15 protein-coding genes are annotated in these 15,036 nt (G+C 71.0%); 7 read left to right on the forward strand and 8 right to left on the reverse strand.

Going from position 1 to position 15,036, the window contains the following annotated elements; genetic code table 11:
• Window positions 1-63 precede the first annotated feature (63 nt).
• Both AC4D16_RS12985 and AC4D16_RS12990 read right to left on the reverse strand, forming a co-directional pair.
• Window positions 64-1,527, reverse strand: coding sequence for a peptide MFS transporter (locus AC4D16_RS12985; protein ID WP_490955290.1), 1,464 nt, complete (start codon window positions 1,525-1,527; stop codon window positions 64-66).
• A gap of 46 nt (window positions 1,528-1,573) precedes the next feature.
• Window positions 1,574-2,968: an amidase gene (locus AC4D16_RS12990; RefSeq protein ID WP_490955291.1), complete on the reverse strand. Its 1,395-nt coding sequence runs from the start codon at window positions 2,966-2,968 to the stop codon at window positions 1,574-1,576.
• Window positions 2,969-3,174: 206 nt separating this feature from the next.
• Between AC4D16_RS12990 and AC4D16_RS12995 the strand changes: the two genes are divergently transcribed.
• The 4 genes from AC4D16_RS12995 (at window position 3,175) to AC4D16_RS13010 (ending at window position 5,919) form a co-directional block, all read left to right on the forward strand.
• Window positions 3,175-3,501, forward strand: a complete 327-nt coding sequence (locus AC4D16_RS12995; protein ID WP_490949812.1) for a rhodanese-like domain-containing protein — start codon at window positions 3,175-3,177, stop codon at window positions 3,499-3,501.
• The gene (gene pheA, locus AC4D16_RS13000; RefSeq protein WP_490955292.1) at window positions 3,498-4,442 is read left to right on the forward strand and encodes a prephenate dehydratase; all 945 of its coding nucleotides are present in this window, start codon (window positions 3,498-3,500) and stop codon (window positions 4,440-4,442) included. The genes AC4D16_RS12995 and pheA overlap by 4 nt, the downstream gene beginning before the upstream one ends.
• 68 nt (window positions 4,443-4,510) lie before the next feature.
• Complete coding sequence (locus AC4D16_RS13005) at window positions 4,511-5,485, forward strand: DNA topoisomerase IB (RefSeq protein WP_490955293.1); 975 nt, start codon at window positions 4,511-4,513, stop codon at window positions 5,483-5,485.
• Window positions 5,486-5,568: 83 nt separating this feature from the next.
• Window positions 5,569-5,919: a hypothetical protein gene (locus tag AC4D16_RS13010; protein WP_490949809.1), complete on the forward strand. Its 351-nt coding sequence runs from the start codon at window positions 5,569-5,571 to the stop codon at window positions 5,917-5,919.
• A 39-nt stretch (window positions 5,920-5,958) separates the two neighbouring features.
• Here AC4D16_RS13010 and AC4D16_RS13015 read toward each other — a convergent pair whose 3' ends face one another.
• The gene (locus tag AC4D16_RS13015) at window positions 5,959-7,104 is read right to left on the reverse strand and encodes a diacylglycerol/lipid kinase family protein (RefSeq protein ID WP_490955294.1); all 1,146 of its coding nucleotides are present in this window, start codon (window positions 7,102-7,104) and stop codon (window positions 5,959-5,961) included.
• Between the two features lie 69 nt (window positions 7,105-7,173).
• On the opposite strand from AC4D16_RS13015, the gene serS reads away from it, so the two are divergent.
• Together serS and AC4D16_RS13025 are read left to right on the forward strand one after the other, a co-directional pair.
• Window positions 7,174-8,454, forward strand: a complete 1,281-nt coding sequence (gene serS / locus AC4D16_RS13020) for a serine--tRNA ligase (protein WP_490955295.1) — start codon at window positions 7,174-7,176, stop codon at window positions 8,452-8,454.
• A 55-nt stretch (window positions 8,455-8,509) separates the two neighbouring features.
• Window positions 8,510-9,346, forward strand: coding sequence for an HAD family hydrolase (locus AC4D16_RS13025; RefSeq protein WP_490949806.1), 837 nt, complete (start codon window positions 8,510-8,512; stop codon window positions 9,344-9,346).
• 98 nt (window positions 9,347-9,444) lie between these two features.
• Here AC4D16_RS13025 and AC4D16_RS13030 read toward each other — a convergent pair whose 3' ends face one another.
• From AC4D16_RS13030 to AC4D16_RS13050, 5 genes are all read right to left on the reverse strand, one after another.
• The gene (locus AC4D16_RS13030; protein ID WP_490949805.1) at window positions 9,445-10,074 is read right to left on the reverse strand and encodes a hypothetical protein; all 630 of its coding nucleotides are present in this window, start codon (window positions 10,072-10,074) and stop codon (window positions 9,445-9,447) included.
• A 74-nt stretch (window positions 10,075-10,148) separates the two neighbouring features.
• Window positions 10,149-10,925, reverse strand: coding sequence for a hypothetical protein (locus AC4D16_RS13035; RefSeq protein WP_490955296.1), 777 nt, complete (start codon window positions 10,923-10,925; stop codon window positions 10,149-10,151).
• Window positions 10,922-11,935, reverse strand: coding sequence for a WXG100 family type VII secretion target (locus AC4D16_RS13040; RefSeq protein ID WP_490955297.1), 1,014 nt, complete (start codon window positions 11,933-11,935; stop codon window positions 10,922-10,924). The genes AC4D16_RS13035 and AC4D16_RS13040 overlap by 4 nt, the downstream gene beginning before the upstream one ends.
• Window positions 11,936-12,059: 124 nt before the next feature.
• The gene (locus AC4D16_RS13045; protein WP_490955298.1) at window positions 12,060-12,569 is read right to left on the reverse strand and encodes an RDD family protein; all 510 of its coding nucleotides are present in this window, start codon (window positions 12,567-12,569) and stop codon (window positions 12,060-12,062) included.
• A gap of 122 nt (window positions 12,570-12,691) precedes the next feature.
• Complete coding sequence (locus AC4D16_RS13050; protein ID WP_490955491.1) at window positions 12,692-13,258, reverse strand: inorganic diphosphatase; 567 nt, start codon at window positions 13,256-13,258, stop codon at window positions 12,692-12,694.
• A 243-nt stretch (window positions 13,259-13,501) separates the two neighbouring features.
• Between AC4D16_RS13050 and dacB the strand changes: the two genes are divergently transcribed.
• On the forward strand, window positions 13,502-14,980 hold the full coding sequence (gene dacB, locus AC4D16_RS13055) for a D-alanyl-D-alanine carboxypeptidase/D-alanyl-D-alanine endopeptidase (RefSeq protein ID WP_490955299.1): 1,479 nt from the start codon (window positions 13,502-13,504) through the stop codon (window positions 14,978-14,980).
• The last annotated feature ends 56 nt before the right edge of the window (window positions 14,981-15,036 follow it).

The following is a 15,036-nucleotide window of genomic DNA, read 5'->3' on the forward strand; positions in this document are numbered from 1 at the left end:
AGAAGTCTCTGTGATCGGGGCCGCACGTGCAACAGACCCGCGGCCGGAGTGGCTGCCGGGCGCTCAGCGGACCCCGCTCATGCCCTTCCGGATCGCTGGCGCCGCCGCCACGAGTGCGGCGCCCAGCACGATCGCCGTGATGCCGCTGAAGGCGAAGTACGGAACCTCCGTGTCCTCGGAGTAGAACCCGGCGAGCAGGCCGGACGCCGTGGTGCCGAGGGAGATGGACAGGAAGAACAGCGCGAGCATCTGCGTCCGGAAGGCCTCGGGCGCCAGCTTGGTGGTGACGGACAGGCCGATCGGGGAGATGAACAGCTCCGCCCAGGTGAACAGCAGCAGGATGCCCACGAGGGCCAGGAGCGGTGTGCTGTTCTCGCCGCCCCCGGCGAACGGGATGAACGCGAGGAACGCCACGCCCATGACGATCAGCCCGAAGGAGAACTTCAGCGGCGACGACGGCTGGCGGCTGCCGAGGCGCGTCCAGACGGTCGCGAAGACACCGGCGAACACGATGATGAAGATCGGGTTGATGGACTGCACCATGCCCGGGGGCATCTCCCAGCCGAACAGCGTGCGGTCCAGGCGGCTCTCGGAGTACAGGGCCACCACGGTGAACTGCTGCTGGAACAGGGACCAGAACGCGGCGCTCGCGATGAACAGCGGCATGAACGAGTACACGCGCCGCCGCTCGAGGGCAGTGACTTTCCGGCTCGTGAGGATCACCGCGAAGTAGGCGATGGTCGCCGCGATGGCGGTGTACGCCATCACGGTGGCGAGGTTGCCGGCGTCGAGCAGGCCGGTGGCGAGGGCGCCCCCGATCAGCAGGACGACGACGGCGGCGACCACACCCCAGCGCGCGTACTGCGCGCGGGGGAGGGGGTTCTCGACGGCGTGCGCCTCGGCCGGGAGGTTCTTGCGGGTCGCGGCGTACTGGACGAGCCCGGCCGCCATGCCGACCGCCGCGAGGCCGAAGCCCACGTGGAAGCCGAGGCTGTCGGCGGCGAGGCTCGTGAGCAGCGGGCCCACGAGGGCGCCGATGTTGATACCCATGTAGAAGATCGAGAAACCGGCGTCGCGGCGTTCGTCCCCCTCGGAGTACAGGGTGCCCACGAGCGAGGAGGCGTTGGCCTTGAGGCCGCCGGAGCCGAGGCCCACGAGCACGAGGCCGATGGCGAGGCCCACCGCGCCGGGCAGCAGCGCCAGGGCGATGTGCCCGAGCATGATGATGACGGCGGAGACGAACAGGACGCGCTCGGAGCCGACCACGCGGTCAGCCAGCCAGGCGCCGAGGATGGTCGAGAGGTACACGCCACCGCCGTAGGCGCCCACGAGTCCCGCGGCCGCGCCCTCGTCGATCCCGAGGCCGCCCTCGGCTGCCGAGTAGGTCATGTAGAACAGCAGCAGCGCCTGCATGCCGTAGAAGGAGAAGCGTTCCCACAGCTCCACGCTGAACAGGTTCGCCAGCATGCGCGGATGGCCGAAGAAGGGTGTGTCGCCCGAGGTGGAGGGCTTGAAGAGAGTGCTCACCTACTCCATGGTGCGCTCGGTGTGGCGGCCGGGCAAAATCGCCACCCTACTGCCCGTGACCCTCGAGTTGTGCTGCGAGTGCGAGCAGCTGCGCTTCCTCGCTGGGCCGTCCGATGAGCTGCACGCTCATCGAGATCCCGTCGGGTAGGCGGAGCGTGGGCACCGTCACGGCGGGCAGGCCGATCACGTTGACCATCGACGTGTAGGGAGAGTACTGGCACTGCCGCAGGTAGTCGGTGTCGCCGTCGGCGTCGGTGTACCAGCCCAACGGGCGCGGGGTCATCGCGACGGCGGGCGTGAGCACCATGTCGTAGGGCGAGTACTGGCGGATGGTGGTCTGCTCGAACTCCCGCAGCACGTCGACGGCCCGTGCGAGGTCGGCGGCGCTCGCAGCGAGGGCGTGACGTCGGAGCGCGCGGGTGATGTCCGTCAACCGGTCCTCGCGCTCGGCGGGAATCGGGGCGGTGGCGAGCCCGGCGGTCCACACGGTCCGGAAGGCGTCGTGGTACCGCGGGTCGTAGGTGAGGTCGGCCTCGACGACGTCGTGCCCCGCGCGCTGCAGTGCCTGTATGCCGGCGTGGTAGGCGTCGGTCGCGGCGTTGTCCAGCCGGATGTCCACGGCGGCGGCGAAGGGCGACACCGTGCTGACGCCGATGCGGAAGCGGCCCTCGGCGCGCAGGGCGGCGTCGGTGAAGGAGCCCGCGTACCGCGACGCCGCGCTGGTGGGCCGGAAGGTGGGTTCGCGCACCAGTGCGTCGAGGAGCAGGCCGGCGTCGGCCGCGGTCCGCGCGAGGGGGCCGGCGACCACGAACTGGCCGAGATCGGCCTGGCCCGAGCCGGAGGGCACGCGTCCGCGGTTGGGTTTCAGGCCTACGAGGCCCGTGGCCGCGGCCGGGATCCGGATCGAGCCGCCGCCGTCGGTCCCGGGCGCGAAGGGGATCATGCCAGCGGCGACGGCCGCCGCGCTGCCGCCGGAGGACCCGCCGGGGCTCAGCCGGCGGTCCAGCGGGTTGCGGGCGGGGGCCGCGATGCGGTTCTCGCTGTAGCAGCTGAGGCCGAACTCGGGCACCTGTGTCTTGCCGAGGCTGATGGCACCGGCCCTGCGGAGCACGGCTGCGAGCGGGGCGTCCTTCTCCGCGACGGCGTGGTCCAGGGCGGCCGTGCCGAGCGTGGTCCGTACCCCGGCGACGTCCGTGAGGTCCTTGTGGGCGAGGGGCACCCCGTGCAGCGGGCCGAGGGCCGCCCCGGAGGAACGCAGCCGGTCGGCGTGATCGGCGGCGCGCAGGGCGTCGTCGTGGGTGACGGTGATGAACGAGCCGAGATCCGGATTCAGGGCGTCGATGCGCCGCAGGAAATGCTCCGTCACCTCGCGGGCGCTGACGGCGCCGCGCGCGAGGGCGTCGCGGAGGGCGAGGGCGGGGAGTTCGTGCAGGTCGGTCATGCTCAGCTCCGTCGGAAGGCGGGGGTCGCCGGGCCCGCTGCGGCGCCGTGCGAGAAGGCTGCCAGACTATCGGCTCCGTCCTCCGGGCCGCCGAGGACGAACCCGGGCTCAGATGCTGTTCATCCGGGGTGTCCGGGTGCGTGGGCCGTCGTCGTCGCCCGACCCGGATCTGGCGGAGCGCCGCCGCACCGTGACAAGGTAGGCGCATGAGCGATCCCCAGAACGTAGCGGTGACCGATGTGCCCAGTGATGCCCGCATCCTCGACGTGCGTGAGGACCACGAGTGGGAGGCGGGCCACGCGGAGGGCGCCGTCCACATTCCCCTCGGTGAGCTCCCCGAGCGGTTCCAGGAGCTCGATCCGGACCAGGAGCTGCACGTGATCTGCCGCAGCGGCGGCCGGTCGCAGCGCGCAGCCGAGTGGCTCGAGGGCCACGGCTACTCGGCCGTCAACATCAGCGGTGGCACGGGCGCGTGGCTGGAGGCCGGCAAGCCCATGGTGTCCGAGACCGGCGGCGAGCCCACCGTCCTGTGACGCCCCCGCCGCACGGCACCGGCTCCGCGTACGCCTACCTCGGGCCCGAGGGCACCTTCACCGAGGCGGCGCTGCTGCAGGTACCGGGTGCTGCCTCCGCGCGCCGCATCCCCGTTCCCTCCGTCGGTGCAGCTCTCGACGCCGTCCGCACGGGATCCGTCGACGCCGCCATGGTGCCCATCGAGAACTCCGTCGAGGGCGGCGTGAGCGCCACCCTGGACGCCATCGCCGTCGGCGAACCGCTGCGGATCCTCCGCGAGGAACTCGTGCCCATCACCTTCGTGCTCGCGGCACGTCCGGGCACCACGCTCGACGCCGTACGCCGCATCTCCACGCACGGCCACGCGTGGGCGCAGTGCCGCATCTGGGCGGACACCCGTGTGCACCACGCCGAGTACGTCCCGGCGTCATCCACCGCCGCCGCGGCCCTCGCCCTCTCCGAGGGCGACGACGCCTTCGACGCCGCGATCTGCTCGCCCCTCGTGGCGGGCCGGCTGGGCCTGACGGTGCTCGCCTCGGACATCGGGGACGTCACGGATGCCGTCACGCGTTTCGTCCTCGTGGGCCGGCCGGACACCCTGCCCGCGCCCACCGGGGCGGACAAGACCACCCTCGTGATCCCCCTCCCCGAGGACCACCCGGGTGCGCTGATGCAGATCCTCGACCAGTTCGCGGCCCGCGGCGTCAACCTCAGCCGCATCGAGTCGAGGCCCACCGGCCAGTTCCTTGGCGACTACGTCTTCAGCGTGGACGCGGACGGTCATGTGGCGGACGCGCGCATTGCCGACGCCCTCAAGGGCCTGCACCGCATCAGCCCGGGCCTGCGGTTCCTCGGGTCCTATGCACGCGCGGACCGGCGCTCCACCGCCGTCGAGCGCCACACGTCCGACGACGCCTTCGGTGCCGCCGACGCCTGGCTGCGGGAGATCCTCGGGGACTGACCTTCCACCGGGGCAGAAACGCAGTAGGCTTACCATCGACACCCCTCCTGTTCGAAGGCTGGTTCACGATGGCTCGACTGCGCCGCAGCAACACGCGCCGCCCCGGCATCACGCGTCGTCGCCACGGCAAGGGTTTCAGCTACCGCGAAGCGAGCGGGAACCTCCTGCAGGACCGCGAGCAGCTCGAGCGCATCAAGGAGCTGGTGATCCCGCCAGCCTGGAAGGACGTCTGGATAGCCCCCTACGCGAACGGGCACGTGCAGGCGATCGGTACCGACGACGCCGGGCGCCGCCAGTACCTCTACCACCCCGCGTGGCGTGAGCAGAAGGACCGCGAGAAGTTCGACCGCGCACTGGACTTCGGCGCCAAGCTGCCGAGTGCGCGCCGCGTCATCACCCAGCACCTGCGCAGCGACGGCGTGACGCGCGAGCGGGCGTTCGCCGCGGCCCTGAGGATCGTGGACGCCGGCGCGCTGAGGATCGGGTCCACGCAGTACGCCGAGGCCAACGGGTCCTTCGGCGTCACGACCCTCCTCGTGGAGCACTGCCTCGTGGAGGGGCACACCGTGTCCTTCGACTTCCCCGGCAAGAGCGGCCAGCACTGGGACACGCGCCTCGAGGACGAGGACCTCGCGAACTCCCTGCGGCCGATGCTCGAGCGCGAGGACGCCGACACCGTGCTGGCCTACCGGACCGAGGACGGCAAGTGGCACCACGTCGACGGGTCGCAGCTCAACGAGTTCCTGCGTCAGGTCACCGGCGGTCCGTTCACCGCGAAGGACTTCCGCACGTGGCAGGCCACCGTGGTGGCGGCCATGGCGCTGGCCAAGGAGGATCTCGGGGCCACCACGCGCACCGCGCGGCAGAAGGCCGTCAGCACCACCATGAAGGCCGTGGCGGAGCATCTCGGCAACACCCCGACGGTCGCGAGGACCTCCTACGTGGACCCGCGGCTCGTGGACCGTTTCATGAGCGGCGAGGTCATCCCCATCACCACCTACTCGGGGTCGGAGAAGGCCGTGCAGGAACTCCTGCGCGACTGACGCCCACGTTCCCAACCTTCCCGGCGGTCAGTACGCTGACACCGGGCGCCCAACGAGGAGCGCATCCTTCGACGAAAGGCAGCATGATGACGGAGAACGCGCACGGCGGACACATCGTGAACCCCAACGAGGGCGACGGCTCGACCTCGGATCCGAACTGGCATGGCGACATCGGCGACCAGGGGAACGACCTCCGGTTCGCCGAGGAGCAGGCGCTCATCAACGAGCAGGCCGACCGCGCCGACCGCGACCCCTCGGAGGCCGTCCAGGCCGCCGAGCAGGAGGGCCACTACACGAGCACCGAGCCCGCAGGCGAGTCCGGCGGCTACACCTCGGCACAGGACCCGGCCGAGGAGGGCGAGTACACCGACAAGGACAAGCCCCTGCTCGACGCCCCGGCGGGCGAGGGTGAGTACACCGACCGCGACCGCTAGTCACGGTCGCGACCGCTCGGCGCACCAGCGCCGCAGCGGTCAGGAACGACGACGGCCGAACCCCAGCCGCTCGCGGTAGTCCTCGAGCCGACGCACGGAGACGGACGTCGACCCCGATGGTCCGGATACCCCTCTCGGGGGTACCCGGACCATCAGTGCGTCCGGGTCCACGCGAGCGGTCAGCGAGGTGATCGATCCGGAGGGGTCGCCGTCGAGCTGGGTGGCGATCGGCTCCGCCGACCACACCGTCACCTCGCGGGCCCGGTAGTAGGTGATCACGGGGATCCCGCCCCGGTGGCGCAGGAGGATCTTCGCGGCCATCCAGGTCCATCCGAGCAGGCTGCGGGGACTGAGCACCACCACGTCGAGGTGGCCGTCGTCGATCACGGCGTCGGGCACGAAGTCCACGCCGGCCGGCAGCTTGCCGCAGTTGGCGACCAGCAGACTACGCACCTTCCGGCTCTGCGGAGGCTGTCCGTCCAGGCTGATCGAGATGCGCCGCCGCCGCCCGGGCAGGTGGCGCACACCCGCTTCGCTGTAGGCCAGCCAGCCGAACTTCTCCTTGAGATCCTGCTTGGCGTCCGCCATGACGCTCGCATCGAAGCCCACGCCGCCCATCACGAGGAACGGGTGCTCGCTCGAGGCGCCCGTGCGCTCGTTGCGCAGCGTGATGCCGGCGGCGTCGATCCGCCGTTCGTGACCGTGCAGCGCCGTCCCGAGGCACCCGGCGACGTCGTGGTACGGCAGCCCGAGGTTCCGGACCAGGAGGTTGCCGGTGCCCAGGGGGAGGAGGCCGAGGCTCGCGGGTGCGTGGGCCAGCGCCTTCGCGACGGCCCGCACCGTCCCGTCGCCACCCGCGGCGATCACGAGGTCGGCACCGGCCGCGAGCGCCCGCTCCGCCTGGCCGGTCCCCGGATCCTCCACGGTCGTCTCCAGGATCAGCGGCGGCTCCCACCCGGCCTCGGAGCACGCCTGCTCGAGCAGGGCGCGCGCCTGCGCAGCCTGGGACTTCGTGGGATTGACCACCAGCGCCACGCGCTGCGGCCCGGGGCGTACGGGTACGGGATCGTGGACGGATGCGGTCGGTGTGCGGGTCTGCCGCAGCCGGCGGACGGACCAGTAGCTCTGGAGGGAGGCGGCGGCGGCGGACGCCGCGGCGGTTCCGGCGAGGAGTTTGCGGCCCATGCCTCCTCACGATAGCGGCACCCAAGAGGGCCGCCGGGGGGCGGTGTGGCTTTGGGTAGGCTTGACCGCGTGATCGACGTCAACGAACTCCGCCAGAGCCCCGAGCAGTTCCGAGCATCGCAGCGTGCGCGGAGGGCGGACGAGACCCTCGTGGACGCCGTCCTCGCGGCGGACTCCTCGCGCCGGGAGGCCGTGACGTCCTACGAGACACTGCGCGCGGAGCAGAACGCCTTCGGCAAGAAGGTCGCGCAGGCCAAGGGTGACGAGAAGAAGGCGCTGCTCGCCGAGGTCAAGGACCTCGCCGTGTCGGTGAAGGCGGCCGCTGCCGCCTCCGAGGCCGCGAAGGCCGAGCAGGAGGCCCTGCTGAGGAAGCTCCCGAACCTCGTGCAGGACGGCGTGCCCGAGGGCGGCGAGGACGACTACGTGGTGGTCAAGACCGTCGGGACCCCCCGGGACTTCACCGCCGAGGGCTTCGAACCGCGCGACCACCTGGAGATCGGCGAGCTCATCGGCGCGATCGACATGGAGCGTGGCGCGAAGGTCTCCGGCTCACGCTTCTACTTCCTCAAGGGCGTCGGCGCGCGGCTCGAGCTCGCGCTGCTGCGGATGGCCCTCGACCAGGCCATGGACGCCGGGTTCACCCCCATGATCACGCCCACGCTGGTGCGTCCCGAGACCATGCAGGGAACGGGCTTCGACATCGCGCACGACGCCGAGATCTACCGGCTCGAGGCGGACGATCTCTACCTGGTGGGCACCTCCGAGGTGGCGCTGGCCGGGTACCACGCGGATGAGATCCTCGACCTCACCGGCGGCCCCGTGCGCTACGCCGGGTGGTCGTCCTGCTACCGCCGCGAGGCGGGCTCCCACGGCAAGGACACCCGCGGCATCATCCGCGTGCACCAGTTCAACAAGGTGGAGATGTTCACCTACACGTCCGTGGAGGACGCCCCCGCGGAGCACGAGCGCATGCTCGCCTGGGAGGAGCAGATGCTCGCCAAGGTGGAGCTCCCCTACCGCGTCATCGACACGGCCGCCGGTGACCTCGGCATGTCCGCCGCCCGGAAGTTCGACTGCGAGGCGTGGGTCCCCACGCAGGGCGACTACCGCGAGCTCACGTCCACCTCCAACTGCACCACGTTCCAGGCCCGGCGCCTCAACATCCGGGAGCGGCAGGACGGCGAGGGGCAGAAGGGCACGCGCGCCGTCGCCACCCTGAACGGCACCCTCGCGACCACCCGGTGGATCGTCGCCATCCTCGAGCACCACCAGAACGCGGACGGTTCGGTCACGGTCCCGGCGGCGCTGCGGCCGTATCTTAACGGACTGGAAACCCTGCCCGTCCTCTGAGTGCACTGTGGGCGTCGCCCTACTCCGGCGTCGGTGGCAGGTGCTTCACTGAAGTATGAGTACCTTGATCGACGCCGGCATCGATGACCGGCACGAGAACCGCAGACACCACCTGATCGCCCTCGACGTCGACGGCACGCTCGTCGACCACGAGGGTTCCATGACGGAGGAGGTGCGCGACGCCGCCCGGGCCGTCATCGAGGCGGGGCACGACGTCGTCATCTCGACCGGCAGGTCCCTCGGGGCCACGCTGCCCGTCATCCGCCTGCTCGGGATCACCCGCGGCCACGCGGTCTGCTCGAACGGCGGCGTGACCCTCCGCCTGGACGCCGACCTGCCCGAGGGCTTCGAGGTGATCGATCGCGTGACCTTCGATCCGCGACCGGCCCTCACGGCGCTCCGCGAGCGGTTGCCGTCCGCGAAGTACGCCCTTGAGGACGACCGCGGCAGGTTCCTCTCCACCGAGAGCTTCCAGGACGCCAGCTTCGGGTCCGAGGCGGAGAACGTCTCCTTCGAGGAGATGCTCGGCAGCCGGGCCGTGCGCGTGGTGGTGTTCAGCACGGACAGCTCCGCGGAGGAGTTCGGCGAGGCCGTCGCCTCCATCGGTCTGCACGGCGTCACCTACTCGGTGGGCTGGACGGCCTGGCTGGACATCGCGGCGTCCGGCGTCACGAAGGCCAGCGCTCTCGAGGCGCTGCGCACCCGGCTGGGTACCCCGGCGTCGATGACCGTGGCGGTCGGGGACGGCCGCAACGACATCGAGATGCTCCAGTGGGCCGCCCGCGGCGTCGCCATGGGGCAGGCGCCGGAGGAAGTGCGCGCGGTCGCCACCGAGATCACCGGATCGGTGTACGACGACGGCGCGGCCAAGGTGCTCCGCTCGATCGTCTGACGGCGTCTGCGTCTGACGGATTTCGGCCTTCGCGTCCGACCGTCGCCTCTGACGGGCGTCTGACCGTCTGATGGCCCGTCTGGTCCCGCTCCGCCTGCTCAGTAGGCGAGTGCTGCCTCGGGGAGCGAGGCGGGCCCGTGGGTGAGGTCGAGCAGCCGGGCGGCGGCAGGCCGTGTGGCCCACTCCTCCAGCCAGTGCGACCTGACCACGGCGCGGCTCACGGCCTGTGCGGTGATGCCGAGTTCGGCAGCGATGTACTTCTGCTGCCCGCGCGCGCCCGGTGTCATGAGGTCCAGGACCGTCCACTCGGCGTCGGTCCGGGTGTAGACGATCTGCCCGAGCAGTCTGAGCACCGCTTCCGCCTCCGCCGCGATCTCGCCGTCGGGCCCTTCGACCGCCAGCGGGATGCGCTCGCCGGTCTTCCGCGCCCGGTCGACCGCGCGGCGGGCGTAGACGAGCCCGTAGCCCTCGGCGTCGACCAGGCGCTCCGGAACGGGTGGAGTCAGACCGCCGACGCCGATCCCCACGTGCCACCGGCGGTGGCGGATGGCACGCAGTGCGGCATCCACCGCAGTTGCCGCGTCGTCGACGACGCCCTGCACCTCGTCCCCGACCGATCGCTGGAAGGGGACCAGGGTAGGGAGCGGCCGCAGGGTCTTGAGGAGGTCGCCCGTCAGGTCGCCGACCTCGCGCGAATCGCGCTGGTTGATGGTCAGGACGTACCGCATGGGATCAGTATGGGCCGGGGGCGCCCGAAACCAACGCATTCGGGTTGATTCCGCGCAGTTGAGAGCGGGAGTCGCTAACTCCCGAGACGCACCACGTCGTCGGTGAGGCGGCGGCGGAGGGTCGCGGGCGAGACGTCGACGATGCTGTACTCGATGCCGCTCGGGCCCTTGCTCGCATCGAGTGTCCGGACCCGCGTCGGTTCGGCGTAGACCGTGACCGTCGCCTCGGTGTCGGCCTCGACACCGCCGGCCGCGATCGTCGTCACGGCGTGGGCATCGGCGAAGATCACCGGTGCGCCGGTCTCGAAGTCGCGCTCCCCGAGCACCTGCGGCACGCCGTCGTCGGCCGCGGCGGCCTCGCGATCCACGAGGACGCTCAGCCGATCCACGAGCTGCCCCACCGGGTACACCTCGAAGGCGTGTACACCGGCGTCGCTGATCTGCTCCTCGAGCACCTGCTCACCGTGCACGTAGCCGAACAGCCAGTGCGTGCCGGCGGCGGAGCGTCGCTCTCCGGATACGATCCGCTGACCTGAGCGCCGGAGCGTCAGAATGCCCGTGATGTCCGTCCGGACCCCGAGGCGTGACGGCTCGGTCTCGCCCTCGGGCGTGATCGGGAAGGCGATCTGCTTGGCGAGGAGTCCCCTGAGAGCCACCGTCGCTAGGGCGCGCCGTTCCACGGTCTGCCCGTCGAGGAACGGCAGCGGCACCAGCTGCGGGCGTTCCACGCCGTCGAGCGCCACGATCTCCTCGTCCGTCAGGGTGGGGAGATCGACCTCCGGACCGGCGTCGAGCACCGCCCGGGCACAGGTGAGGTCCCGCTCGGTCCAATCGATCTGCTGCCTACTCATGAGAGCCATCCTCCAAGTTTCCCGACCGGGTCCTTCATGAACTCACCGACGTCCTCCGCCGCGTCACCGACGTTCTCGGCCGCGTCCCCGATCACCTCGGACGCGTCGTCCAAGCGATCTTCCGCGTAGTCCTTCACGGCGCTCCCCGCATCACTGATGGACTCCCCCACGTTCCCGGTGAACTCCGTGATGTTGTCCCAGTTGTCGTAGATGTAGTTACCCGCGGCCCAGGCGCCCGCCGCGAGGCCGGCACCGATGACGATCCCCGCACCCACCGGGTTGAGCAGACCGGCCGCCATGAGCAAGGTTCCGCCACCACCGATCACGCTGAGCCCGCCTGCCACGCGGTCACCGACTCCACGCGCTCCCGAATGGGCGGGATCGATCATGTCGTGGATGCCGCCGGCGATCGCGAAGGGGGCCAGGGCCGGGCCACCGAACCGGAGGGCCTTGCTGAACCGGCTCGCGGTGACGAACTCGTCCGCGTAGGTCGCGTTCCGGATCCCATTCGTGATGTCGAGGAGCCGCTTGCTGTTGAGCAGCGCGCTCGGGGTACGGAGAAGACCGATCGCGTCCTTGATCTTGAGCCCGAGGGGTACCGCGACACTCCCGGCAGCGATTGCCTCGAGCAGCCAATTCCCGCCGGACGTGGCTCCGCCATCACCGGCCCCGCCAGGTCCGGACCCTGCCCCGGTTGACCCCGGTCCGCTGGATCCACCGGCGCCTGCTGCAGAACCTGAGGCCTGATCGCTGGCCTGCTCCTGCTCGCGCACGTTGTCGATCAGCTGCTGTGAGCCGGTAGCGAGGCTGCCTGCGATGCCTGCGAGGGCCGCATCGTGGGAGCCCCACTGGGCCTTGAAGCGGTCCGCGTCGCCTCCCCGCCAACCCTGATTGTTCACCACGCGCTGCGTGAGCGTGGAACGGATCAACCGCAGTTGCTCCGCCGACTGGGAGAACTGCTGCGCCAGTGTCGCGAGGTCCTGCAGGTTCGCGCCGATGATCGCCGTCATGGGAGCCTTCCTGAGCTGAGTGACCGCATTCCTTGCCAGACCCTACCTACGGCGGAGGTGATGGACCATGGGGAGCACTCCCCATGGTCCATCCGCCACCTGGTCCACCGCACCACCCGAACGGTCAGCGTGCTGGCGGTCGCGTGGTGACCACGGCGAAGCGCGGAGGATTGACGAGGCTGAACGAGGAGCCGCTGGTCACCATGCCCACGACGATGATCGGGATCCCCGGCACGAGGAGTGCGCCGCCAAGCATCCGGAGCATGCCGCGCCACGCGCCGGGGCGCCCGCCGTCCGCGATGCGCACGGTGCGCACCCCGAAGAGCGTCTGACCGAGCGTCCGCCGAAGGCCGTAGAAGAGTCCGTAGAAGACGACGGCGGAGAAGAAACCGCCGACGATGAAGATGAGACCCGCGGCGGCGTCGTCGAGCCGCTCCGATGCAGGACCGAGGACGAGCACGAGGACAAGGAGCGCGGCGAAGGACGCCCAGAGGATCAGCCCGACGACGACGTCCACGGCGTAGGCGCCGAGCCTTGGCCCGAAGGCGGCCCGCCGGAGGGTCTCACCCGTTCCGAGGTTCACGACCGTGCGGTCGATCGGCGTGCGGGGCTTCCGATCGGCTGTCTGGCTCATGAGGCCACAGTGTACCGACCAGCAGCGCGCGGACAGGAGCCCCCGCTGCGCGTGCAGCGGGGGCTCCTGGTCGAGGGCTCCGGAGAACCCGACGGCGCGCTCGGGCGCCGTGAGGTGAAGGGTCAGCGTCCCTCGGGCGTCTCCGTGGTGTTCTCGGCCTGCACGTCGACGTCGCGGCCCTGCGGCTCGTCGTGCGCGCTGGCCTCGCCCTGATCCTTGAAGCGCTTCAGCGATGCCTCGACCTCCGCCTCGGCCTCCTCGCGGCCCGCCCAATCGGCGGCCTGTACCCACTTGCCCGGCTCCAGGTCCTTGTACTTCGTGAAGAAGTGCTTGATCTCGTCGAGCAGGAAGTCGGAGACGTCGGACAGGTCCTGGATGTGGTCGAAGCGGACGTCGACCGGCACGCAGAGCACCTTCGCGTCACCGCCGCCGTCGTCCACCATGTTGAAGACGCCGATGGGGCGGGACTCCACGAGGACGCCGGGAATGAGGTCGAAGTCCTGGAGCAGCACCAGGGCATCCAATGGATCGCCGTCCTCGCCGAGCGTGTTCTCGAAGTACCCGTAGTGCGTTGGGTACTGCATCGACGTGAAGAGCACGCGGTCGAGGCGCAGCCGGTGGGTCTCGTGGTCGATCTCGTACTTGACGCGCGAGCCCTTCGGGATCTCGATGGTGACGTCGAGCTTCATCATGGCAACTCCTGGGTAGGTCGGGAAAGCGGACCGCGCCGTGCGGGGGAAGGGGCGAGGCGCCGGTCTACTGTTGATCGTCAGCCCTAACATATCGGTCGCGCACCGGGAGCAGGGCATCATGCTGGTGCGCAGACGGGCCGCCGGGCGTGTACTGCGGGTGGCCGGCGCAGTGTCGGGCGCAGTGTCGGGCCGGTGTCGGACGGCCGACCGAGCACCTGATGAGCACCTGATGAGCACCTGATGAGCACCGTCCGAGAGCCGCACCACCGCAGGAAGGGTTCCGTGAAGCGTCCACTGCGTCTGCTGACCAGCCTGCTGCTGATCATCGCGATCGCCGCGCTCGCCGTCCCGCTCGCCCTCCACCTCACGCCCGCGGTGCTGGCCGCCAACGATCCGCCGCCTCCGCCGCGGCCCGCGGTGACTCCCGCCGCGCAGATCCCACCGACGTCGATCCCGGCCCCCGACGTCGTCGGACCGTTGACCCCCACCGCACCCGCGCCTGCCCCGGCGGTACTCGGTCCGCAGCTCGACGCCGCCCTGCAGCTGGCAGGGCCGGGCGAGCTCGCGGGCACGGTACTCGACGCCGCGGACGGCACGGTGCTCTACGCGCGGGAGGGAACCCGCGTGCAGCCACCGGCCTCGAACATCAAGCTCGTCACGGCGGTGGCTCTCATGACGCACGCGCGGCCGGAGCAGACCCTCGCCACCTCCGTGCTCGCGGCGCCGAGTACCCCGGGAGTGCTCTACCTTCGCGGCGGCGGCGACGTGCTGCTCGGCTCCGGGGTCTCGGACCCCGCCTCGGTGGTGGGCCGCGCCGGGCTCTCGACGCTCGCGGCCGAGACGGCCGCAGCACTGCCGGCGGGGTCGGGGCCGTACACCGTGAACCTGGACGAGTCGCTGTTCTCCGGCGCCACCCTCAACCCCACGTGGGCGCAGGGTGACATCGACGCCGGGGAGATCGCGCCCATCCATCCCCTCGCCGTCACCTCGGCGTGGCTCGAGGAGGGCAGCACGGGCGGGCCGCGGTCCCAGGACGCAGGGCTCGACGCCGCGCGCATCTTCGCGTCCGCACTCACCACCGCCGCGGCGGGGCGGGGCATCTCTGTCGCCGGGGATGTGCAGCGCCGGACGGCACCCGAGGACGCCGAAGGGCTCGCCTCGGTGGAGTCGGCGCCCCTCGGCGAGCAGCTCGAACGCATGCTCGAGGTCTCCGACAACTACCTCGCCGAGTCCCTCGCGCGGATCGCCGCGCTCAGGAGCGGCCGCCCGGGGTCCTTCGGCGGCGCCACGGAGACGATGACCGCGGCCGCCGTCGGGCTCGGCGTCCCGCCGGGGGGGCTCCTCATCGGCGACGCCGCGGGCCTGTCCACCCGCAACGCCCTGTCCGCCGACCAGTTGGCCCTGCTGCTGCGCGCAGTCGTCACGTCTCCGGAGCCGGGGCTCGCGGGGATCGCCCATTCCATGCCCGTCGCAGCGCTCACGGGAACGCTGTCCACGCGGTTCGTCCCGGGCTCCGAGCCTGCGCAGGGTGCCGGAGTGGTACGCGCCAAAACCGGCACCCTGAACGCCGTCACCGGTCTCACCGGGCACGTGGTCACCACCGACGGCCGCCTCCTCGTCTTCTCGTTCCTCGCCTCGGGCCTCGACGGCAACACGGTCGAGGCGAGGGAGGCGGTGGACCGGGCAGCCGCGGTGCTGGCGGGCTGCGGCTGCCGCTGATGCAGCCCGGCGTCGGACGGCGCCACCGCCGGTCCGTCAGCGCGATGTGATCGAAT

It is taken from the genome of Arthrobacter sp. TJ-236 (genome assembly GCF_058269235.1).